Origin of the sequence: Halomonas sp. MMH1-48, from assembly GCF_022348105.1 — a bacterium.
Classification (GTDB): Bacteria; Pseudomonadota; Gammaproteobacteria; order Pseudomonadales; family Halomonadaceae; genus Vreelandella; species Vreelandella piezotolerans.
This window is the reverse complement of the sequence record NZ_JAKRFL010000018.1, coordinates 1-21,273: the sequence shown is the minus strand read 5'-3', so window position 1 is coordinate 21,273 and position 21,273 is coordinate 1. Positions and strand designations below refer to the sequence as shown.

General features: G+C 57.3%; 18 protein-coding genes. 12 read left to right on the top strand and 6 right to left on the bottom strand.

The features are described 5' to 3' along the window. Positions 1-21 precede the first annotated feature (21 nt). From MHM37_RS14035 to moaE, 4 genes are read left to right on the top strand one after another with little or no spacing between them, the layout of a single operon-like run. Positions 22-1,251 (top strand): uracil-xanthine permease family protein, encoded by a 1,230-nt coding sequence (locus tag MHM37_RS14035; protein ID WP_239297104.1) that lies wholly within the window; start codon positions 22-24, stop codon positions 1,249-1,251. A gap of 22 nt (positions 1,252-1,273) precedes the next feature. Next, on the top strand, positions 1,274-1,822 hold the full coding sequence (mobB, locus tag MHM37_RS14030) for a molybdopterin-guanine dinucleotide biosynthesis protein B (RefSeq protein ID WP_153843883.1): 549 nt from the start codon (positions 1,274-1,276) through the stop codon (positions 1,820-1,822). A 17-nt stretch (positions 1,823-1,839) separates the two neighbouring features. Beyond that, a complete protein-coding gene (gene moaC / locus MHM37_RS14025) occupies positions 1,840-2,634 on the top strand; it encodes a cyclic pyranopterin monophosphate synthase MoaC (protein ID WP_153843882.1) in 795 nt (264 codons plus the stop codon). Positions 2,635-2,637: 3 nt separating this feature from the next. Beyond that, a complete protein-coding gene (gene moaE / locus MHM37_RS14020; protein WP_255303967.1) occupies positions 2,638-3,114 on the top strand; it encodes a molybdopterin synthase catalytic subunit MoaE in 477 nt (158 codons plus the stop codon). A gap of 3 nt (positions 3,115-3,117) precedes the next feature. Here moaE and MHM37_RS14015 read toward each other — a convergent pair whose 3' ends face one another. Further along, positions 3,118-4,719 (bottom strand): ribonuclease J, encoded by a 1,602-nt coding sequence (locus tag MHM37_RS14015; RefSeq protein ID WP_139528216.1) that lies wholly within the window; start codon positions 4,717-4,719, stop codon positions 3,118-3,120. Positions 4,720-4,992: 273 nt separating this feature from the next. Between MHM37_RS14015 and purU the strand changes: the two genes are divergently transcribed. Next, on the top strand, positions 4,993-5,847 hold the full coding sequence (purU, locus tag MHM37_RS14010; protein ID WP_139528047.1) for a formyltetrahydrofolate deformylase: 855 nt from the start codon (positions 4,993-4,995) through the stop codon (positions 5,845-5,847). A 15-nt stretch (positions 5,848-5,862) separates the two neighbouring features. Then, positions 5,863-6,534 carry an energy-coupling factor ABC transporter permease gene (locus MHM37_RS14005; protein WP_153843881.1) on the top strand — a complete coding sequence of 224 codons (672 nt, stop codon included), beginning with the start codon at positions 5,863-5,865 and terminating at the stop codon, positions 6,532-6,534. Positions 6,535-6,571: 37 nt separating this feature from the next. On the opposite strand, the gene lexA is transcribed toward MHM37_RS14005, so the two are convergent. Then, a complete protein-coding gene (gene lexA, locus MHM37_RS14000) occupies positions 6,572-7,246 on the bottom strand; it encodes a transcriptional repressor LexA (protein WP_139528045.1) in 675 nt (224 codons plus the stop codon). Between the two features lie 250 nt (positions 7,247-7,496). Here lexA and MHM37_RS13995 point away from each other — a divergent pair, with 250 nt between their 5' ends. From MHM37_RS13995 to MHM37_RS13980, 4 genes are all read left to right on the top strand, one after another. After that, positions 7,497-8,174, top strand: a complete 678-nt coding sequence (locus MHM37_RS13995) for a TetR/AcrR family transcriptional regulator (protein WP_139528044.1) — start codon at positions 7,497-7,499, stop codon at positions 8,172-8,174. Beyond that, positions 8,152-8,667 carry a L,D-transpeptidase gene (locus MHM37_RS13990; protein ID WP_139528043.1) on the top strand — a complete coding sequence of 172 codons (516 nt, stop codon included), beginning with the start codon at positions 8,152-8,154 and terminating at the stop codon, positions 8,665-8,667. Before MHM37_RS13995 ends, MHM37_RS13990 begins: the two co-directional genes overlap by 23 nt. Positions 8,668-8,751: 84 nt before the next feature. Next, positions 8,752-9,762, top strand: a complete 1,011-nt coding sequence (gene nagZ / locus MHM37_RS13985; protein WP_239297106.1) for a beta-N-acetylhexosaminidase — start codon at positions 8,752-8,754, stop codon at positions 9,760-9,762. A 43-nt stretch (positions 9,763-9,805) separates the two neighbouring features. After that, positions 9,806-10,384 (top strand): hypoxanthine-guanine phosphoribosyltransferase, encoded by a 579-nt coding sequence (locus MHM37_RS13980; RefSeq protein WP_139528041.1) that lies wholly within the window; start codon positions 9,806-9,808, stop codon positions 10,382-10,384. A 12-nt stretch (positions 10,385-10,396) separates the two neighbouring features. Here the strand turns inward: MHM37_RS13980 and MHM37_RS13975 are convergent, their stop codons facing one another. Continuing rightward, complete coding sequence (locus MHM37_RS13975) at positions 10,397-11,230, bottom strand: pyruvate, water dikinase regulatory protein (protein ID WP_139528040.1); 834 nt, start codon at positions 11,228-11,230, stop codon at positions 10,397-10,399. A gap of 233 nt (positions 11,231-11,463) precedes the next feature. Between MHM37_RS13975 and ppsA the strand changes: the two genes are divergently transcribed. Both ppsA and ggt read left to right on the top strand, forming a co-directional pair. Further along, a complete protein-coding gene (ppsA, locus tag MHM37_RS13970) occupies positions 11,464-13,848 on the top strand; it encodes a phosphoenolpyruvate synthase (protein ID WP_153843879.1) in 2,385 nt (794 codons plus the stop codon). Between the two features lie 152 nt (positions 13,849-14,000). Further along, the gene (ggt, locus tag MHM37_RS13965) at positions 14,001-15,788 is read left to right on the top strand and encodes a gamma-glutamyltransferase (RefSeq protein WP_239297107.1); all 1,788 of its coding nucleotides are present in this window, start codon (positions 14,001-14,003) and stop codon (positions 15,786-15,788) included. Between the two features lie 7 nt (positions 15,789-15,795). Here the strand turns inward: ggt and MHM37_RS13960 are convergent, their stop codons facing one another. The 3 genes from MHM37_RS13960 to acnB form a co-directional block, all read right to left on the bottom strand. After that, the gene (locus MHM37_RS13960; RefSeq protein ID WP_231125663.1) at positions 15,796-17,682 is read right to left on the bottom strand and encodes a glycerophosphodiester phosphodiesterase family protein; all 1,887 of its coding nucleotides are present in this window, start codon (positions 17,680-17,682) and stop codon (positions 15,796-15,798) included. A 62-nt stretch (positions 17,683-17,744) separates the two neighbouring features. After that, positions 17,745-18,239, bottom strand: coding sequence for a ribonuclease E activity regulator RraA (gene rraA, locus MHM37_RS13955; RefSeq protein WP_153843876.1), 495 nt, complete (start codon positions 18,237-18,239; stop codon positions 17,745-17,747). A 137-nt stretch (positions 18,240-18,376) separates the two neighbouring features. Then, on the bottom strand, positions 18,377-20,980 hold the full coding sequence (gene acnB, locus MHM37_RS13950) for a bifunctional aconitate hydratase 2/2-methylisocitrate dehydratase (RefSeq protein WP_153843875.1): 2,604 nt from the start codon (positions 20,978-20,980) through the stop codon (positions 18,377-18,379). Positions 20,981-21,273: the final 293 nt, after the last annotated feature.

Sequence of the window (21,273 nt, the reverse complement as noted above, 5' to 3'; positions counted from 1 at the left end):
ACAGACCCTAGGAGTGGTGTGATGATAACGAGTGCGATACAAGAGTCTTGGCCAAAAATGTTACTGACCGGCGCGCAGATGCTGTTCGTGGCCTTTGGTGCATTGGTACTGGTTCCGCTATTGACTGGGTTAGATCCCAGCGTGGCGCTGTTTACAGCCGGACTCGGTACGCTGGTCTTTCATGGCGTCACCAAGCAGAGCGTGCCGGTATTTCTGGCCTCCTCGTTTGCCTTCATCGCGCCCATTCAGGGCTCTGTCGCCAGCTTCGGCGTGTCGGCGACGCTGGGTGGGTTGATGGCGGCCGGGTTGGTGTACGTGGTGATTTCTCAGGCGGTACGGCTGAAAGGGACGGCTTGGCTGCACCGGCTGTTGCCCGCCGTGGTGGTCGGTCCCGTCATCATGGTGATTGGTTTGGCGCTCGCCCCGGTCGCCGTCAGCATGGCAACCGGCGAGACCAGCGACTCCATTGGCTACGGCCAAGCGATATTTCTTTCCATGGCAAGTCTGTTGGTGACCCTGGTGCTCGCAGTATTTGGCCGCGGCCTGTTGCGTTTGGTGCCCATCATGGGCGGTATTGCAACGGGCTACGCGCTGGCGCTCATCATGGGAGTGGTTGACTTTACGCCGGTGCGCGATGCGGCTTGGCTGTCGTTACCCAACTTTACGGCGCCTAGTTTCCATTGGGCGGCCATCCTGTTCATGATTCCGGTCGCGATTGCGCCTGCCGTCGAGCATATTGGTGACATGGTGGCGATTGGTTCGGTCACGCGTACCAACTATCTGGAAAAGCCTGGCTTGCATCGCACGCTACTGGGCGATGGTTTGGCCACCACCGTCGCTGCGCTGTTTGGTGGGCCGCCTAACACGACTTACTCAGAAGTCACCGGTGCCGTGACGCTGACCAAGGCCTTCAATCCGATGTACATGGTGGTGGCGGCGGTCATCGCTATCGTTTTGGCCTTTGTCGGCAAGCTTGGTGCGCTATTGCAAACCATCCCTGGGCCAGTCATGGGGGGCATCATGACGCTTCTGTTTGGCTCGATTGCCGTGGTCGGTATGAATACTCTCGTGCGGGCAGGGCAGTCGTTGACGGCGGCGCGTAACTTGGTGGTGGTGTCGCTGATCTTGGTGTTTGGCATCGGCGGTATGCAATTTGGTGGCGGGCAGTTCACGCTACAGGGCGTAAGTTTGGCCGCTCTGGTCGGCATTGCGTTAAACTGGTTGCTACCAGCAGAAAAAGAGGGTGAGTGAGTCGTGACAGACAGGATGCGTTATGAGTGAGGCGCTACGCTGCCCGTTTCCGGTTCTGGGGGTGGCTGCCTGGAGTGGTACCGGTAAAACCACGCTGTTAGAGAAATTGTTGCCGCTTCTGCGCGGCATGGGAGTGTCGGTGGCGGTTATCAAACATGCGCACCATCATTTCGACGTGGACCAGCCGGGTAAGGACAGCTACAGGTTACGCAGCTCGGGGGCAGCGCCCATGTTGATTGCGTCGCGCCATCGCTATGCGCTGATGCAAGAGACGCCGGGGCAAGAGGAGCCCGACTTGGCCCATTTGCTGGCATTAATGGCTCCCCATTCGCCTGATTTGGTGATTGTGGAAGGCTTCAAAGCTTGGCCGATACCGAAGTTGGCGCTCTATCGAGAGGGAATTGGAGACCCGGCGATTCTTTCCGACCCTTGGGTGCAGGCCGCTGCGTTGACCGGCGAGCCTCCTGTGAAGCTTGCGTCTTCGGTCACGCGTTTGGATTTGAATCGCTGTGACGCGATCGCCCGCTGGGTCAGTGACTGGGCCGACCAACAGCGGCGCAACTTGGCTTGATGATAAAAGGTGACACCATGCAGTTAACCCACCTGAACGCGCACGGCGAAGCCAATATGGTCGACGTCGGCGATAAGCAAGAGACACGTCGAGAGGCCGTCGCCTCGGGGCGTATCGTCATGCAGCCTGCTACCTTGAAGTTGCTGAGCGACGGCGCGTTGCCCAAAGGCGATGTGCTGGCCACGGCGCGTATTGCAGGGATCCAAGCGGCTAAACGCACCCACGAGCTCATTCCTCTGTGCCACTCGCTGGCACTTTCTAAAGTCGCGGTAGAGTTCGATATCGATCACGATCAGGGGTGGGTGAGTGTGACCGCCATGTGCCGTTTGAATGGCCGTACCGGGGTCGAGATGGAGGCGCTGACCGCCGTATCGGTCGCCTGTCTGACGCTTTACGATATGTGTAAAGCGGTCGACAAGGCAATGCGTATCGAAGCGGTACACCTGGATAGCAAGCAGGGCGGACAGCGCGGCGATTATCGCCGTGAAATGGCGGCGCCCATCGTCACTGGTGAAGGTGCTGCGGGCGAGGTGAGCCTCGGCGAGCGCTGTGTCTCACCCTGTGTGCGGGTCAAGTTTTTGGCCGAGCTGCGCGAGCGCGTTGGAGAGAGTGATTTGGCCATTGGGTTGGACAAATTGCCAAGCCGTGATGTGGCTGGGCTAAAAGCCGCGCTCAAAGCTCAAGATGCGCGCTTCTCAGTGCTGGCAGACCGTCGAACGCTGTGCGCGATTAACCAGGTGATGGCCAACGACAGCGCACGCATTACCGATGAAGACGAAGTGGCCTTTTTCCCCCCGGTGACCGGAGGCTGAGCCGTGTCCGTTAACGAACAGAAAGCACCCGACATAGGGGTAGTCGTGCAGTCTGCTCCGTTCTCCATGGCCTACGGTTATGAAAGCGCGTTGCGCCAGCGTACCGACATTGGCGCGATCGTCACCTTTACGGGGCTGGTGCGAGATTTCAACGAAACGCCCGACGTCATCGGTTTGACCCTGGAACACTACCCAGGCATGACCGAGCGCACCTTGGCACGTATTGCAGAGCAAGCGTGTCAGCGGTGGTCATTGCAAGCGGTGAGGGTCATTCATCGCGTGGGAGATTTGTTGCCGGGGGACCCCATTGTCAGGGTGCTGGTTGCCAGTGCACACCGCCGAGATGCCTTCGAGGCCTGCGATTTCATCATGGACTACTTGAAGACCCAGGCACCTTTCTGGAAAAAAGAGCACTCTAGACAGGGAGCATACTGGGTGAAAGAGCGCGACACCGATCAGCAAGACGCTGCTCGGTGGTAGTGCTCAAGGCTCGTCGTTCAATTCCTCGATGGTTGGCATCTCGGCGGCCATGATCTGCAGGTGCACCTCGGGCATATGCTGCAAGTGATTCGCCAACCAGTGTACCAACCGAGGCTGTAGCGCATGGCGTAAATCGGCTAGCGTATCTGCGGTGATCTCATCGAGCTGCTCGTCCAGCCACTCGCTAAAGCTGTCTTCATCCATGGGGCTGGCCCCGCTAGCATCCAGCATCAAGCGTCCAATGCGGCACCAGCCCGTCTCGGTGGCCGCTACCGGCAAAGCCAAAAAAAGGCTGCCGCGACGTGCCGAGGAGTGGCCCGTATCCAAGCCAGGATGAGCGACTACGCTATTTTGATTGACGATGCAGGGAGGCTGAGGATAGCGCGTCTCGCAGCGTAACCCTTGCTGGTCGAGCACTAGCATGTCGCCATTCACAGGCGTCAGCGGTGCTTGAATGCCCAGCTCTTCGGCAAGCGCTTGATGCGCCGCTTGATGGCGAGCCTCGCCATGCACCGGTAGCAGCATTTTGGGTCTGACCCACTGATAGAGCTTTCTAAGCTCTTCCTGGGCAGGGTGTCCGGTAGCGTGAAGCTCGGGATGGTTCGTTTCATCGAACAGCGTGACATCGAGTTGCAACAAACGCTTTTTAAGCTGCTCGATGGGGCGCTCATTGCCTGGAATGGCTTTGGCAGAAAAAATCACGCTATCGCCCGGTTCTAAATCGACAAAGGGGTGGCGACGCTGGGCCAATCGTTGCAAGGCGGCGCGAGGCTCGCCCTGGCTACCGGTGGCAATGATCACGACCTCTTCAGGGGGGAGGTAGCCCAGGTCATGGGCGGGCACCAGGGGCGGGAAGTCGTCCAAATAGCCCAGGCCTCTGGCCACACTCACCATCCGCTCCATCGAGCGGCCCATCAGGCTAACCCGGCGTCCACTCGCCTGGGCTGCCAAACCAATGGCCAATACCCGCGCTAGGTTGCTGGCAAAGCAAGACACGACCACCCTGCCTGTGCAAGCGCTCAGCGTGTTCGCCAACGCCTTGGCAACGTCCCCTTCGCTGGCGGACTGTCCCGGCATGGGCGCGTTGGTTGAATCCCCTACCAGCAAATCGACCGGTGCCAGTGCTCTGAATTGAGCCGCATTGACCGGTGAGCCAATGAGCGGGGTTGGGTCCAGTTTCCAATCACCCGTGTGGAGAATGCGGTAATCCCCCGCTTGCATCATGATGGCGCAGCTCTCGGGGATGGAGTGGGTAACGCTGAGATAGCGAAGGGTGAAGGGGCTACTCTCTACTGCCTCCCCCGGTTCGATGGTCTGGATCGCTGCGCTACTGAGCTGATGTTCGGCAAACTTGTAGCGCAAGAGTCCCGCTGCGAGTGGGGTGGCAAAAATCGGGCAGCCCCATTTGGGCCAAAGCCACGCCACGGCGCCGATGTGGTCTTCATGGCCGTGGGTAATGAACAGGGCTTTGGGGGTGATCTTGAGCGCTTCCAGGGTTTCCGTGTTGGGGACTTGAAGCGGAGAATTCGGCAGGTCTTGGCGAATCATCATGCCGCAATCAACGGCGATCCACTGATCGTCATACCCATACAGCGTGAGGTTCATTCCAATTTCGCCACAGCCACCAAGCGGTAGCAGGCGCAGGGGCGGGCGGCGACGGGGACGAAGTTGAACGCGTGATGGATGCATCAGTTATGAAAAGCCTAGAAAGTAATGTCTTAACTATACGGGATGCGGGGGGCGGGTAACAATCATCGCGGCACCAGACCGCGGTGCTTCCTTATCTTGCTTACGTTACACTAATGCGGCTAAAGCGTTTATCTGCCGTTAGGCAGGTGCTTGGCGAGCGTGCCGTTAAATACGTTAAGAGTGTCTGTGATGTCTCATTATTACCGTTTAGTTGTTTCCTGCCCCGATCAGGTGGGCATTGTGGCGCGTGTCTCAAGCTTTATTGCTCAGCAGGGTGGTTCCATTACCGAAGCAAGCCAGCACTCTGATTTAGAGACTGGTCGCTTTTTCATGCGCTATGAAATTCTGGCGGACTCACTGGGTATGTCGGCGGAAGCGTTGCGCACGGCGTTCGAGCCCGTCGCCGCCGAATTCGATATGCAGTGGTCGTTGGTAGATACGCAAAAGCGTCGCCGTGTGGTGCTCATGGTGTCTAGAGAGTCTCACTGCTTGGTCGACTTGCTGTATCGCTGGCAAGCAGGCGAGCTGGATTGCGATATCGTGGGCGTCATTTCTAACCATGACGATATGCGTTCACTCACGGAGTGGTACGGTATTCCCTATCATCACGTACCGGTCGATCCTACCAACAAGCAGCGGGCATTCGATCAAGTGCAAGAGCAGATAGATGCGGCCCGCGCCGACTGTGTGGTGCTGGCGCGCTACATGCAAATACTGCCGCCTTCCCTTTGCGAACGCTATGCGGGCCGAGTCATCAATATCCACCACAGTTTCCTGCCGTCGTTCGCGGGTGCCAAGCCGTATCATCAAGCTTATGAGCGCGGTGTGAAGCTGATCGGTGCGACCTGCCATTACGTCACCGAAGAGCTGGACGCGGGCCCGATCATCGAGCAGGACATACATCGGGTCAGCCATTGCCACACGCCGACCGATCTCGTTCGCTTCGGTCGCGACGTTGAAAAAGCGGTGTTGGCGCGTGGTTTACGCTGGCACTTGGAAGATCGTGTGCTCATTCACGGCAATAAAACGGTCGTCTTTAGTTAATCTACCGGGGGCGCTATGTCGTTTGCACAGAGCGTATTGGCACCATGGGCGCTGGTGATGACGTGGTTGTTGTCATTGGGCATGGTGGGCTGGTGCATTTGGCTGCGCCCTTGGCAACCGTTGCTCGAAGATACCGCGCTCCAACATCGATGGTTGGCCGCGACGCTTGTCGTCATGCTGTTTTGGCAGCTTCGCGCTCAAGCAGTGGATTGGTTGACGCTTCACCTAGTATTTACGGTGTTAATGACGCTGGTCTTTAAAATGCCGTTAGCGCTGCTGAGCAACGTAATGATCAACGCTGCCATGGTAGCGATTGGACGTAACGAGTGGAACCTTCTTGGGGCGAACGTACTGGTGACTGGCATCGTGCCTGCTATGGTGACAGGCATCGTGTGGCGTCTGGTGGATCGCCGCCTGCCGGATAATTTGATGGTGTTCTTATTCGCCTGCGGATTTTTCGGCGCAGCGCTGTCGACGTTAGGTGGCGGGCTTGTCGCGGTGGCGCTCATCATATTGGCGGGCACGGATCCTGAGGCCGTATATCTCGCTCAAGAGTATGCCCGCTTTTTACCGCTGCTGATGCCGTCGGAAGCCTTCATCACCGGGATGCTGCTCAGCATCTTGCTAGTCTACCACCCAAGTTGGGTGGCCACCTTCAATGACCACCGTTACATCGACTCACAGTAAATACACTTCGTGTGCCGGGTCTGACCACGGCCTCAGCTCAGCCGAGCGCTTGTCCGTTTCCGCCCCGAATAACGCCGACGCCGACACCCTCGATATCCAGTTGTTGGGTGCGCAGATCGATCTCGATCGGTGGGAAGTCGGCATTCTCGGCGATCAACGTGACTTGATGGCCCTGGCGTTTAAAACGCTTGACCGTCACTTCGTCTTCTAACCGTGCTACGACGATCTGGCCATCGCGTACGCGATCAGTGCGATGAACGGCCAGAAGATCGCCTTCCAAAATGCCGACATCTTTCATGGAGAGGCCGCGTACACGTAATAGGTAATCGGCTTTGGGCGTAAAATACTCGGCTGGAAGCGGGCAGTAGCGGTCTATGTGTTCGGCAGCCAAGATTGGACTACCGGCGGCAACTTCGCCAATCACGGGTAGCCCATTGGGTACAGGCTCGGAGGCGGCCGTTGTCGTTGCTGGCACTTCGCTAGGTTCCAGCACCTCCTGGTTCGGTAGCCGAATTCCCCGCGACGTATTTCGAATGATGCGTATGGCGCCTTTACGCTCGAGCGCACGCAAATGCTCCTCGGCAGCATTTGGAGAGCGGAACCCCAGCGCCTTGGCGATTTCAGCGCGCGTTGGCGGGTACCCCAGGTCACCCATGGTTTTGACGATGAAATCAAATACGTGCTGCTGACGTGCTGTGAGTGGACGAGACATACCAAACTCCAAAACAGTGAAAAGACAGTAGCTACATGTCGGCTTAATCAGTATGTGTTTAAGTATACAGTATGTTGCTCTGTCCAGTACATGGTCCATGACAAACGCCAGTACATAGCGAGCTCTTTGAAAGCTAGGTAAAGAAGGCGCCGCCCATGGACCGTTGGCGAACTGGATAAGTGATTGAGCCTGTCAAACATATGTCATAGTATGCAGCGTTGTTTAAAACACCTGTTTTTTGGAGGGCGAGATGGCCCAATCAGATACGGTAACGCGTATATTGGACACGGCAGAGGTGCTATTTGCAGAGCGAGGCTTTGCCGAGACGTCGCTGCGCAATATCACCAGCAAGGCACGCGTCAATTTGGCGGCCGTCAACTACCACTTTGGTTCCAAAAAAGCACTGATTCAAGCGGTGTTCGCTCGCTATCTCGATCCGTTTTCGGCACGTTTTCATACGGCACTGGATGAACTCGAGACGCGCCATCAAGGTCAACCGATTCCTTTGGAAGTGCTGCTTGAGACCATGGCGACCACGGTGTTGGCCGTCCCGGCAGAACGCAATAGCCTGAAAGTGTTCATGAGGCTCCTGGGTCTGGCGTATAGCCAGGCTCAGGGGCATTTAAGGCGTTATATTCAGCAGCAATATGGCGACGTGTTTACGCGCTTCACCGAGCTGGTGCGCCAAGCGACCCCAGACCTGCCGGACGCTGAGCGTTTCTGGCGGCTACACTTTATGTTGGGAACGGTGATATTCACGCTGTCAGGCTTGGATGCGCTGCGTGATATCGCCGCCAAGGATTACCAAGAACAGGTCACGGTGCGAGATCTGGTACGACGCCTGCGGCCCGTCGTGGTCGCCGCCATGAATGCGCCGTTGCCCGCCGCGGTTGAAGAGGGTCACCATGGAAACGCCCAAGCTAGCTGAGCTGCCGCCTACACACGGTGGTTGGATAGAGATCGATACCCAGCGTCAGAGACTCTGCTGGTGGCAAGGTAACGATATTCAGCATGAGTGTACGATTTCGACGGGGCTGGCAGGCGTTGGGCAGGAAGAGGGCAGCGGTCAAACGCCGCTTGGCTGGCACTACGTTCGCGCATCGATTGGCCAAGGCTGCCCCGATAACGCGGTATTTCAGGGGCGCCGTTGGACGGGCGAAGTCTATTCGCCAACTCTCGCGGCCAGCTTCCCCAAGCGTGACTGGATCCTGACGCGGATACTTTGGCTATGCGGTTTGGAGCGCGGCGTGAATCGCGGGGGAAACGTCGATTCCCAGCGGCGCTACATATACTTGCATGGCACCCCAGAGGATCAGCCCATGGGCACGCCAGCCTCACACGGTTGTATACGCGTGCGCAATCACGATTTACATTTCCTATTCGATCACGCCCAGCCCGGTACGCCGGTTTGGCTGCATTAAGCCCACCCACAGGACGTCGCGCCAGAATTTTGACACGCCAAGCGGTTAGTCTAGAATGGCGCCCTTTTTGTTGGACTCACCATCATGACGCAACCCATTGGCCCGGTCATGCTCGACCTTGAAGGGCCACAGTTAACCAACGCTGACAAGCGCCTGCTAAAAGATCCTGCCGTAGGCGGTGTGATTTTGTTTGCTCGTAACGTCGAAGACGCGTATCAGGTTCGCAAGCTGTGCGACAGTATTCGTCGTGTGAGAGGCGATTTGCTACTGGGGATCGACCAAGAGGGGGGGCGTGTCCAGCGAATCAAGCAGGGCGTTACCCGGCTACCCGCTATGGCGCGTCTGGGTGAGCTGTTCGCCAGCGACCCGGTCGCGGGTGTGAGTTTTGCCAAAGATACCGGCTGGCTGTTGGGCATGGAGATGGCCGCCTGCGGATTGGATATCAGCTTCGCCCCCGTATTGGACGTTGAGAGTGGCGTGTCCAGCGTGATTGGTGAGCGCAGCTTTAGCAGTGACCCTATTCACGTAGCCAAACTTGGCCATGCGTTTATCGAGGGCTTGCACGAGGCTGGCATGGCCGCTGTGGGTAAACACTTTCCCGGGCATGGGGGCGTGGCGGCAGACTCCCACGTGGCGCTACCCGTCGATGACCGGCCGCTAGCCGAATTGAAAGCGCGCGATCTTGTGCCGTTTCGTGAACTTGCGGGCGTTTTAAACGGCGTCATGCCAGCCCATGTCATTTATTCGGCGTTCGATAAACGTCCCGCTGGGTTTTCGCCAACGTGGCTGGGCATGCTACGCGAATCGCTGGGTTTCAAAGGGTGTATTTTCTCGGATGATTTGAGCATGACCGGGGCGCATGAAGCCGGTGGACCCACGGAGCGCGCCAAGGCAGCTTTGACGGCTGGCTGCGACATGCTGCTGATATGTAACGATCGTGCCGCTGCTCTTGAGGTCGTCCACGCCTGTGAAGGGGTATCGAACAAACGCCCTGCCAAACTGCGTTATGGCCGTGCGAGACCTGATATCGATGCCCTGGCTGCCCTTGGGCGCTGGCGGCGCACTCATGCCAAGCTAGAAGCATTGGCGAATTAATTTTATACCGTTATCTGTTAAGACGTCTTTATGGAGATGGAGCATGTCCAAGTTGGATAAAGAAGCGCTTGAATCGTTGGATTCCATGCGTGAGTTGATGGATAACGCGGATTGCCTGATATCACAGGAGCAGGTAGAGCGAGCGTTGGATCGCATGGCCGAAGAGATCACGCGTGACTTGGGCGACAAGCTGCCGGTGTTTTACTGTGTCATGAACGGTGGTCTCATTACCACGGGCCACTTGTTGACACGTCTAGGCTTTCCATTGGAAGTGGACTATCTACACGCCACTCGTTATCGCAACGAGTTGCGCGGCGGTGAGCTTTTTTGGCGCGTTTCTCCGGAGGTGCCGATGGCGGGGCGTCACGTCGTCATCGTCGATGATATTCTCGATGAAGGCGCGACACTGGCCGCTATTCTCGAATACTGCAAAGAGGCACAGGCCGCCAGTGTCACGACCGCGGTATTAGTCGATAAACAGCATGACCGTAAAGCAGTGCCGGGACTGAAAGCCGACTACTGCAGTTTGGAGGTGGCCGACCGCTACGTTTTCGGTTTTGGTATGGATTACAAAGGCTATTGGCGTAATGCCCCTGGGATTTTTGCGCCTAAGGGCATGTAATCACATCCGCGCCTAGCGAGGAGAGAAACGCCTTGCTAGGCCGGTCTCCGCAATCATTCGCGTTGAAATCTCCTCCACGGAAAACCGCGTCGTATCGATGAACGGAATGTGCATGGTTCGATACAGCGATTCTGCCTGCTCTACTTCCTGCAAACACTGATCCATTGAGCTGTAGCGGCTGTTGGGCCGTCGCTCGTTACGAATGGCCGATAGCCGACGGGCATCGATGGTCAAACCAAACAGTTTGTGTCGATGAGGAGCTAAGGCTTTGGGGAGCTTGAGGTGACCGTCTTCGTCGAGGTCGTCCTCGGTCAGCGGATAGTTGGCGGCGCGAATGCCGAACTGAAGCGCTAGGTATAGCGACGTCGGGGTTTTGCCGCAGCGAGACACCCCGACCAAAATGATGTCGGCTTTGTCGTATTGATGGGTGCGTGCGCCATCATCGTTATCGAGCGCAAAGTGTACCGAGTGGATACGGTCCATATAGACGTCGTCGCTGCCAATGGAGTGAGTGCGCCCGACGCTATACGATGAGTGGGTTTCCAACTCCTGCTCCAGCGGCTCCAGGAACGTCGAAAAAATATCGACCTTGAAGCCCGACGCCTGGCGAATGACGTTACGGATGTTTTGATCCACGATGGTATCGATGATGATTGGCCGATGACCATCGCGGATAGCGGTGGACTCGATGACCTCCGCCAGCGCTTGGGCTTTTTCCACGGTATCGATATAAGGTTTAGTCAGCATGTTGATCTCGACATCGCTGAACTGGGCCAGCAAGCTGCGACCCAAACTCTCTGCGGTAATGCCTGTACCATCGGAAATGAAAAAGGCCGTTCGTTTCATAAACTGTTCCGCCAGCTAGAGATGCGTTAAGCGTCTATTGTGGGCTGCCTCTTCCATCAGCACAATGCTTCTTGCCACTACATAAAACAGCCATATTCGATCGTTGTTGTAAAAATCCTCCACTCCCTTCGCTGTTAGACCAATGGCGAATAGGGCCCCGCAATGCTAGGGTGTCAGCGTCTAACAGTGTCGCCCTGATGGGTTGCAACAGAGTCTGAGAGCGAGGGGGTTGCGTGGAAGAGTACATTCTGTGGTTCGATCAGCTAGGTATGGCAGACGTCGAACGCGTGGGTGGTAAAAATGCCTCGCTAGGCGAAATGATTTCCAACTTGTCGGGTGTTGGCGTCACGGTGCCCGGCGGTTTTGCGACCACGGCCCACGCATATCGTGAGTTTCTGTCCCATGAAGGCTTGAACGACCGCATCAATGACACGCTCGCTCGCCTAGACGTCGACGACGTCAAAGCGTTGGCTGAAGCTGGTAAAACGATCCGCCAATGGATCATCGAGACACCGCTGCCCCCCGCTTTCGAAAAATCCCTGCGTGATGCCTATGAGCAACTCCAGGCGCAGCATCCTAACCTAAAAGTGGCCGTGCGCAGCTCTGCCACGGCTGAAGATCTGCCCGATGCCTCCTTTGCAGGGCAGCAGGAAACCTTCTTGAACATCGAGGGTTTTGCCAACATCAAGCACGCCGTGCATGAAGTGTTTGCCTCGCTCTTCAATGATCGCGCAATCTCTTACCGCGTGCACCGTGGCTATGCCCACGAAAACGTGGCCCTGTCAGCGGGCGTCCAAAAGATGGTGCGTTCCGAAACGGGTGCTTCCGGGGTGATGTTCACGCTCGATACGGAGTCGGGCTACCGTGATGCCGTGTTCGTCACGGCCTCATGGGGGCTGGGCGAAACCGTGGTGCAGGGAGCCGTCAATCCTGACGAGTTCTATGTTCACAAGCCCACCCTGGCTGCCGGCCGTCCGGCGGTGTTGCGCCGTACGTTAGGGTCCAAGTTGATCAAGATGGTTTACGGCCAAGATGCCAGTGCCGGTAAGTCCGTCGAAACTGTCGATGTGCCCTTTAAAGACCGCGGTCGCTTTTGTATTGATGATGAGCAGGTCATGGATCTGGCGCGCCAGGCCGTGATCATCGAGCAGCACTACCAACGCCCCATGGATATCGAGTGGGCACTGGACGGTGACGACGGCAAGCTCTACATCGTGCAAGCACGTCCTGAAACCGTGGTGTCTCAGCAAGAGGGTGGCAAGCTCGAGCGCTTTCAACTGCGTGAGAAAGGCCGCACCCTGATTACTGGTCGTGCCATCGGTCAGCGTATCGGGCGAGGGGCGGTCAAGATCGTTCTTAGCCCTGACGAAATGGACAAAATTCAGGAAGGCGACATTCTAGTGACCGACATGACGGACCCTGATTGGGAGCCGATCATGAAGCGCGCATCGGCCATCGTGACCAACCGCGGCGGCCGTACCTGCCACGCGGCGATCATCGCGCGTGAGCTGGGCATTCCGGCCGTGGTGGGCTGTGGCGACGCTACCACGCAGCTGCAGGAAGGCATCGACGTGACGGTTTCCTGTGCGGAGGGTGATACTGGCCACGTTTATGAAGGGCTATTGGCTTTTGATTGTAATGTGTCCAGCGTCGATTCGATGCCGGAAATCCCGTTCAAAATCATGATGAACGTGGGTAATCCGGATCGTGCGTTTGGCTTTGCCAGTCTGCCTCATGCCGGTGTCGGCTTGGCGCGTCTGGAGTTCATCATCAACCGCATGATTGGCGTGCATCCGAAAGCGCTGCTCGAGTACGATACGCTGCCTGCGGATCTTCAGCAGGTCATCGATCTACGTACTGCTGGCTATGCCGATCCGGTGAGCTTCTACGTCGATAAGCTGGTGGAGGGAATTTCCACGCTAGCTGCCGCTTTTCATCCGCAGCGCGTGATCGTTCGGTTGTCGGATTTTAAGTCCAACGAGTATGAAAACCTGATAGGCGGTAAGCTCTACGAGCCCGGTGAAGAGAACCCCATGCTGGGTTTCCGTGGGGCTTCTCGCTATATCTCCGAGGCATTTCGTCCTTGTTTCGAGCTCGAATGTCGCGCGCTGAAACGTGTGCGTGACGACATGGGGCTGACCAACGTCGAAATCATGGTGCCGTTCGTCCGTACCACGGATGAAGCGCGTGAAGTGGTCGATCTGCTAGCGGCTAACGGTTTGCAGCGTGGCGGTGATGAGCACCCTGATGGTTTGAAGGTCATCATGATGTGTGAATTGCCCGCCAACGCGCTATTGGCGGACGAGTTCCTCGAGTATTTCGATGGCTTCTCCATTGGCTCGAATGACCTTACCCAGTTAACGCTGGGCTTGGATCGGGATTCAGGCATCGTGGCGCACTTGTTCGACGAGCGTAACCCTGCAGTGAAAAAGCTGCTCGCCATGGCGATCAAAGCTTGTAAGGAGAAAGGAAAGTACGTGGGTATCTGTGGCCAAGGGCCGTCTGACCACCCAGATCTTGCCAAGTGGTTGATGGAGCAGGGGATCGATTCGGTGTCGCTCAACCCTGACGCCGTGCTCGAAACGTGGTTCATGCTAGCGGGGGAAACCATCGCCTAAGCTTGCGATCTTGAAATTAGCCTGCTTGCTATTTTACGCCCGGCCATTGTGCCGGGCGTCCTCGTTTTATAGGCTAAGCTGTTGTTTGAAGGTCAACCGGGCGCTTTCGTCTGGGTGGCTAACGTCTGCGCAAAGGTTCAAGGAGAAAAGCGATGCGTCCAACAAGGGCTCTCTCACTCACTGGTTTACTGCTGGTGCCTATGGTGAGTTGGGGGTTTAGCTACGAAACCCCTTCTATTACCCCAGAAGTTGGATCGGGTTTCGAAGAGAAACCTGGCTGGGCAGCCGAGACCTTTGCCGTGGCCGCTGCCAACCCGTTGGCCACCGATGCAGGCTACCAAGTGCTCAAGGCGGGAGGGAATGCCATTGATGCGGCAGTCGCCGTGCAAATGGTACTGACGCTGGTCGAGCCGCAGTCCAGCGGTATCGGCGGCGGGGCGTTTCTAATGCACTTTGACGGGGCGGATGTGCAAGCTTATGACGGGCGTGAAACGGCCCCTGCCACGGTGACAGGCGAACTGTTCATGGAAAATGGTGAGCCGTTACCCTTCATGGGCGCCGTTGCCAGTGGTCTCTCCGTGGGAGTGCCGGGTACCGTCCGCATGCTGGAGCAGGCCCACGCTGAGCACGGTCAGCTTCCTTGGCGAGAGCTTTTTACACCCGCCATCACGTTGGCAGAGGAGGGGTTTGCCGTCAGTCAGCGACTGCATACCAGTCTTGCCAACGACGAGGCCTTGCGACAGAACGAGCGTGCTCGGGCATTTTATTACACCGCCGAGGGCGAACCGCTTGAAGTCGGCACCTCCCTGAAAAATCCTGCGTTGGCGGCCATTTTGCGCCGTATCGCGGATGAGGGAAGCGCCGCATTCTATGAGGGAGCGGTCGCGGAGGATTTGGTAGCGCAAGTGCAGTCACACCCCCTGCGGCCCGGTACCATGACGCTGGAGGATATCAGCGGTTATCAGTCGTTAGCGCGTGAGCCGCTGTGTACGCCCTGGCAGCAGTGGGAAGTATGTGGTTTTCCTCCGCCCTCATCTGGTCATCTTACCGTCATGCAGATTCTGGGCATGATGGATCAGCAGCCGCTGCTCGAAGCGCCGTTGGAGGATGGCGTGTCCAGCAGTGGTTGGTTGCATCAGTTCTTGGAAGCTTCTCGACTCGCCTTTGCTGACCGTGGACGTTACATCGCCGATCCTGATTTCGTCGACGCGCCGGGCGGTGACTGGTCACTGATGTTGGCACCCGATTATCTGGACAAGCGCAGCCAATTGATTGGCGACGAGAGCATGGGTGAGAGCGCCGAGCCGGGCAACCCAGGGGAACTGGCCGTCAGCTTTGCCAGCCAGCCGGAACAGCCTGAGTACGGTACGAGTCATATCAGTATCGTCGATGCCGACCGCAATGCGATTGCCATGACGACCACCATCGAGCAGGCCTTTGGATCGCGGCTGTTAGCGGACGGCGGCACCGATTTGCCGGGCGGCTACTTGCTCAACAATGAGCTGACGGATTTCTCTTTTACCCCAGAAATCGATGGTCAGCCGGTGGCCAACCGTGTCGAGCCAGGTAAACGTCCTCGCTCAAGCATGAGTCCTACGCTGGTCTTCGATCAAGAAAGCGGCGAGTTAGTGGCGAGCCTGGGGTCTCCCGGTGGCGCGGCCATCATTCATTATACCGCGCGCACCCTGGCGGCCATGCGTGATTGGGGGCTGAACGCTCAAGAAGCGCTCAATCTACCTCATGCCATCACGCTGGGTGGTGATGTCTATCTAGAGGAGGGGCGTTTTCCAGATTCGACCATCGAAGCGTTGCGCGAACGTGGTCACACCGTCAGCGAACGTGAGCTGACAAGCGGCCTGCAAGCGATTCGGCGCTTGGAGGATGGCACTCTATTTGGCGGAGCCGATCCTCGCCGTGAAGGCGTTGTCATGGGCGAGTGAACCCGATTCACTGGCGTAGCCAGTTGCGAAGTTTGACCAGCATGAGGCCGCCGTCGCTCAGAGATCGGCGGTCTTCTATTAGCTCACGAAGCCGGTCAGGGTAGTCGGTAATGATCGCATCGACACCCAAATCGATGAGTGTCGACATTCTCGCTCGATCATTGACCGTCCAAGCATGGATCTCATACCCAAAGCTTGCCGCCAAGCTGACCTCTTGACCCGTTATACGATTATGGCGCAAGCCCAGGGCGTCAAATTGGCGGCGATCCAGGGTGCCTGGCAATATCAGTTGCGCCAGCAGCGTAACCCTTAGTTCGGGAGCCCTTGCTTTGATGTAACGCACCAGATCAGGCGACATGGTCGCGATGCGCATCTCCATCAGCGCGTTGGGAAAGCCACAAGCGGTCATGCCGCTCAGGGCGCTTTGCTGCGTGGCCCAACAGCGATAGCGCAGATCGCTCTCTTCTTGGAGAGCATCGATGACGGCTTGAGCAAGCATCTGCTCTTGGCCCGGTAACGCTTTCATGTCGATCATTAGTGACGCCCGTCCGCGCACGATGCCAAGAGCGTCATCCAGCCCCGAGATGCGCTCGTTTTGAAAAGCATCGCCAAACCAACTGCCGACATCGAATTCGCTCAGTTCACGACGAGTCAGATCGCCGAATTCCCTTGGGTCGCCAGTAAGGCGGGCGAGCGTTCGATCGTGATAGAGCATGACCTGCTGGTCGGCGCTCAAACGTACATCGAGTTCAACGGCGTCGGCGCCATCTTCTAGTGCTTGTGATACGGCGGCCAGGGTGTTTTCCGGTGCTACCATGGAGCTACCCCGATGGGCGATGATGGTGACGTTGTCGCGAATGTCAAAGCTGTTGAGAATCCACCACGCCTGCAGGCCAGCGAGAAGCAGCACACAGAGCTCCAGCGCCCAGGCCATGCGACCCGTATGGGCATTGGATGATGGCGGTGCCGGACGTGTTTTGTGATGGGCGAGTTGCATATACAGACACGCCGACAGCAAGGCATTGGTGGTAATCCCCAAAAACGTCATGGCCAGAGTGATGAGCACATAGCCGGTCAAGTAGACCAGCATGGCCGGTATCAACAGGGCATTGTGTTCCGGCAGCCACCACAGTAGCGGGGTGACCACGCTGTCAAATAGCCAAGTAGTGAGGATCGGCAAGCTAATGATGATGGCCAGCAGGATGAGGACGGCTGCGCCAATCGAGCGATGCCAGCCGCGGGTCAAATGCACGCTGTGTTTTAGCGCCTGGAGAGGCGAGTAGGCTTCTAATGCCACGAGCGGCAGCGCCAGTAGCCAGCGCAGGTAAAGCCAAGCGGCTAGCAGCATCCATAGCAGAACGATGGGTAGCGCACAGGCCAGAAAATACCACAGAACGGGGGGGCGAATGCGCTGCAGGTAATAAGGGTCGAGGCCGCTTAGCCAAAGATCGTAGAGCCATGTGAGCGCTACCATGAAGGGGGCCAGAAGTAGGAGATGACTTCCGACTTGTAAAACGACCAGCACGGCTAGCGCCGGCAGACGTCGCGTGCCTAACCACAGTGCCTCCAGGGCCAGTCGGTAGTGATGGTCTTTCGGCCTGACAGCGACATGTAACATACCCGCTTGCTGCCAGTAGATAAGTAAAAACGTCAGGCCGAAGCCGACGAGCATGACCAGTAACCCCAGTGGGCTGAACAGCAGCGCGAGTAGGGCGTCTGTGGTCACCACCGTGCGGTTTAGCTGTGCTAGAAAACGCTGCGACAGCCAGGCAACCGTAGGCAGCAGCAGAGCGGATGCCAGTAAGGTAAACAGTAGGTGATAAGCAATCAGTGGTCGAAGGTGGTCTCGCAGGGTACGAAGAAGGGCGTGGCCTAATAGAGTGAGCGGCTGCATGGTCACGAAAGTGTCAAAGTAAAGCTTCAGGGTGGCACTCTCTGCCACCCCTGGCAAGTATGCTAAGAGAGTTTGAGCGGCTGTTCGGCGATGATGATGCCGTTGTTGTCAGCATAAAGCCACTGACCAACCCTAAGCGTAACGCCTGCAAAGGTCACGGCAAGGTCACGCTGGCCCTCACCGCGCTTGTCACTTTTGCGGGGGTGACTGCCGAGGGCTTGGATACCTAAAGGCAGTGTCGCAAGAATATCGACATCTCGTACACAGCCGTACATGACGACTCCCGCCCAGCCGTTTTGTGCGGCTTTCTCTGCCAACATATCGCCTAACATGGCACAGCGATGCGATCCACCCGCATCGACCACCAGGACGGCCCCTTCGCCTGGTTCCGCCACGGCTTGTTTAACCAGCGAATTATCTTCGAAGCATTTCACGGTGCGAATGGGGCCATAAAAATTGTCGACACCGCCAAAGTTAGCGAAGAGAGGCTCTAGTACCTCTACCTCGGGATAGGCATCGCATAGATCGGGGGTGATCACTGCGCTTGTCGTTGTCATGGGTAACTCCTTGATTGAATGTGCCATAAAAAAACGCCCCTACCATCGAAGGAAGGGGCGTTCTGTCATCGACTCAGCGAGGGATTAGCCTGGCTGCGATGTTGCGAGCATCGGCGATGGGTCGGTGCCACGGGCTATCAGGCCTCTTGGGCGACCGGTATCACGTTCGAGGCAATCTTTTGATACTCCTCGATTTCGTGGAAGTTCATGTAACGATAGATCTCGCCTGCCAGGGCGTCAAACTCGCCCATGTAACGCAGATACTCATCAACGGTGGGCAGACGACCTTCTACAGCGGCAACCGCTGCCAGCTCTGCTGAGGCGAGGTAGACATTGGCACCATCGCCTAGACGGTTCGGGAAGTTACGTGTAGACGTGGACACGACGGTGCTTTTCGCGGCAACGCGTGCCTGGTTACCCATACACAGAGAGCATCCCGGCATTTCCATGCGAGCGCCTGCACGGCCATAGATGCCGTAGTAACCCTCTTCGGTCAGCTGATGCTGATCCATTTTGGTCGGCGGTGCGAGCCACAGACGGGTTTTCAGGCTGCCCGCAGGCTGTTTTTCGAGTAGCTTACCGGCCGCGCGGAAATGACCGATATTGGTCATGCACGAACCGATGAACACCTCGTCGATTTTCTCACCAGCCACGTCGGACAGAAGACGCGCATCATCCGGGTCGTTCGGTGCACATAAAACCGGCTCTTTGATGTCAGAGAGATCGATTTCGATGACTTCGGCGTACTCGGCGTCTTTGTCGGCGCGCATTAGGCTCGGATTGGCCAGCCACGCTTCCATGCCTTCGATACGACGGCTGATGGTGCGCTCGTCGCCGTAGCCATTAGCAATCATCCACTTGAGCAGCGTGATGTTGGATTTCAGGTACTCCGTCACGCTCTCTTCAGACAGCGTGATGGTACAGCCAGCGGCGCTGCGCTCGGCGGAGGCATCGGAGAGTTCGAATGCCTGCTCGACGGTGAGGTCTTCCAGGCCTTCGATTTCCAGTACGCGGCCCGAGAAGGCGTTTTTCTTACCGGATTTCTCGACGGTCAGTAGGCCTTGTTTGATGGCGTACAACGGGATGGCGTGAACCAAGTCGCGCAGCGTGACACCCGGCTGGCGCTTGCCTTTGAAACGCACCAAAACGGATTCCGGCATATCCAGCGGCATCACGCCCGTGGCCGCCGCAAACGCGACCAAGCCCGAACCGGCGGGGAAGGAAATGCCCAGCGGGAAGCGGGTGTGCGAGTCACCGCCGGTGCCCACGGTATCCGGCAGCAGCATGCGGTTTAGCCAGCTGTGGATAATGCCGTCACCCGGGCGCAGCGAAACGCCGCCTCGGTTCATGATGAAGTCCGGCAGGGTGTGGTGAGTGTCTACGTCAACCGGTTTCGGATAAGCCGCCGTGTGGCAGAAGGACTGCATGACTAGATCGGCTTGGAAACCAAGACAAGCAAGATCTTTCAGCTCGTCGCGGGTCATCGGGCCCGTGGTGTCCTGGGAGCCTACGGTGGTCATCTTCGGTTCGCAGTACATGCCGGGACGAACGCCGTCCATGCCGCAAGCCTTACCCACCATTTTCTGCGCTAGCGTAAAGCCTTTGCCGGTATCGGCCGGCTGATCGGGCAGTCGGAAAACGTCTGAAGGCGCCAAGCCTAGCGACTCGCGCGCTTTACCGGTCAGGCCCCGGCCGATGATCAGTGGAATACGGCCACCTGCGCGAACTTCGTCGAGAATGAGCTGGGTTTTCAGCTCGAAGGTGGTCAGCACGTCATCGGTACCGTGTTTGCACACCTTGCCTTCATAGGGGTAAACGTCGATGACGTCGCCCATTTCCAGTTTGGAAACGTCCATTTCTACGGGCAGCGCACCGGAGTCTTCCATGGTGTTGAAGAAGATAGGCGCAATTTTGCCACCGAAGCAGAAACCACCGGCGCGCTTGTTCGGGACATAAGGAATGTCGTCACCGAAGAACCACAGCACGGAGTTGGTAGCAGACTTACGCGAAGAGCCGGTGCCGACGACGTCGCCGACATAGGCCACTGGGAAACCTTTGGCTTTGACGTCTTCGATCTGCTTGAGCGGGCCCGTGGAGCCCGGTACTTCAGGCTCGATGCCTTCGCGCTCGTTTTTGAGCATGGCGTTGGCATGCAGCGGAATATCGGGGCGTGACCATGCATCCGGGGCGGGGGAGAGGTCATCGGTGTTGGTTTCACCGGGTACCTTGAAGACGGTCAGGGTGATTTTCTCTTCTAGCGCGGGCTTGGAGAGGAACCATTCGGCATCGGCCCAGGATTGAATCACGTCTTTGGCAACGACGTTGCCTTTCTTGGCACGCTCTTCCACATCGTGGAAGGCATCGAACATTAGCAGGGTGTGCTTCAGCTGTTCACCTGCTTCACGGGCTAGCTCTTCATTATCAAGTAGCTCTACCATCGAAACGATGTTGTAGCCGCCTTGCATGGTGCCGAGCAGTTTGACCGCGTGAATTTTATCGATCAGCGGAGAGGTCGCTTCCCCTTTGGCAATGGCCGTCAAGAAGCCAGCTTTGACGTAGGCGGCTTCGTCGACACCGGGAGGAACGCGATTGGTGATTAAGTCGAGAATGAATTCCTCTTCACCGGCCGGGGGCGCTTTGAGTAATTCGATCAAGGCCGCGACTTGCTCGGCGGTCAGGGGCTTGGGGGGGACGCCCTCTGCGGCGCGTTCCTCGACATGTTGGCGGTAAGCTTCAAGCACGTTGGGGCCCTCTCATCTTCTTGGTAGTGATGACTCAGTGGTGCCGAACGACTGCTAGCACGGTGGGTGAGGCGTTCGGACACGTGACAGACGCTTGACAAACAGCGCCTGGTGGATGAGCGCGATTCTACGGGAAACTGTCGACAATGTTAAGAAGCCAAGCTAACCCGGATTTCTCATAGCACCTCAGCAAGTATCTTACCCAAGACGTAATGCTACTAAAAACCTATTGGCACGGTTTAAACTGCCTACTTTTTAACCACTTCCCGTCGTTCAGACACACTTCCCCCTTC

What these genes read in the sequence shown, in the direction of transcription:
- MHM37_RS14015 (WP_139528216.1), bottom strand. Translation starts at nt 4,719, where the DNA reads ATGAACCTCACGCTGTATGGGTATGACGATCAGTGGATCGCCGTTGAT.
- nagZ (WP_239297106.1), top strand. Translation starts at nt 8,752, where the DNA reads ATGACGCAACCCATTGGCCCGGTCATGCTCGACCTTGAAGGGCCACAG.
- ggt (WP_239297107.1), top strand. Translation starts at nt 14,001, where the DNA reads ATGCGTCCAACAAGGGCTCTCTCACTCACTGGTTTACTGCTGGTGCCT.
- MHM37_RS13975 (WP_139528040.1), bottom strand. Translation starts at nt 11,230, where the DNA reads ATGAAACGAACGGCCTTTTTCATTTCCGATGGTACAGGCATTACCGCA.
- rraA (WP_153843876.1), bottom strand. Translation starts at nt 18,239, where the DNA reads ATGACAACGACAAGCGCAGTGATCACCCCCGATCTATGCGATGCCTAT.
- MHM37_RS13980 (WP_139528041.1), top strand. Translation starts at nt 9,806, where the DNA reads ATGTCCAAGTTGGATAAAGAAGCGCTTGAATCGTTGGATTCCATGCGT.
- MHM37_RS14035 (WP_239297104.1), top strand. Translation starts at nt 22, where the DNA reads ATGATAACGAGTGCGATACAAGAGTCTTGGCCAAAAATGTTACTGACC.
- MHM37_RS14005 (WP_153843881.1), top strand. Translation starts at nt 5,863, where the DNA reads ATGTCGTTTGCACAGAGCGTATTGGCACCATGGGCGCTGGTGATGACG.
- MHM37_RS13995 (WP_139528044.1), top strand. Translation starts at nt 7,497, where the DNA reads ATGGCCCAATCAGATACGGTAACGCGTATATTGGACACGGCAGAGGTG.
- moaC (WP_153843882.1), top strand. Translation starts at nt 1,840, where the DNA reads ATGCAGTTAACCCACCTGAACGCGCACGGCGAAGCCAATATGGTCGAC.
- MHM37_RS13960 (WP_231125663.1), bottom strand. Translation starts at nt 17,682, where the DNA reads ATGCAGCCGCTCACTCTATTAGGCCACGCCCTTCTTCGTACCCTGCGA.
- MHM37_RS13990 (WP_139528043.1), top strand. Translation starts at nt 8,152, where the DNA reads ATGGAAACGCCCAAGCTAGCTGAGCTGCCGCCTACACACGGTGGTTGG.
- mobB (WP_153843883.1), top strand. Translation starts at nt 1,274, where the DNA reads ATGAGTGAGGCGCTACGCTGCCCGTTTCCGGTTCTGGGGGTGGCTGCC.
- purU (WP_139528047.1), top strand. Translation starts at nt 4,993, where the DNA reads ATGTCTCATTATTACCGTTTAGTTGTTTCCTGCCCCGATCAGGTGGGC.
- lexA (WP_139528045.1), bottom strand. Translation starts at nt 7,246, where the DNA reads ATGTCTCGTCCACTCACAGCACGTCAGCAGCACGTATTTGATTTCATC.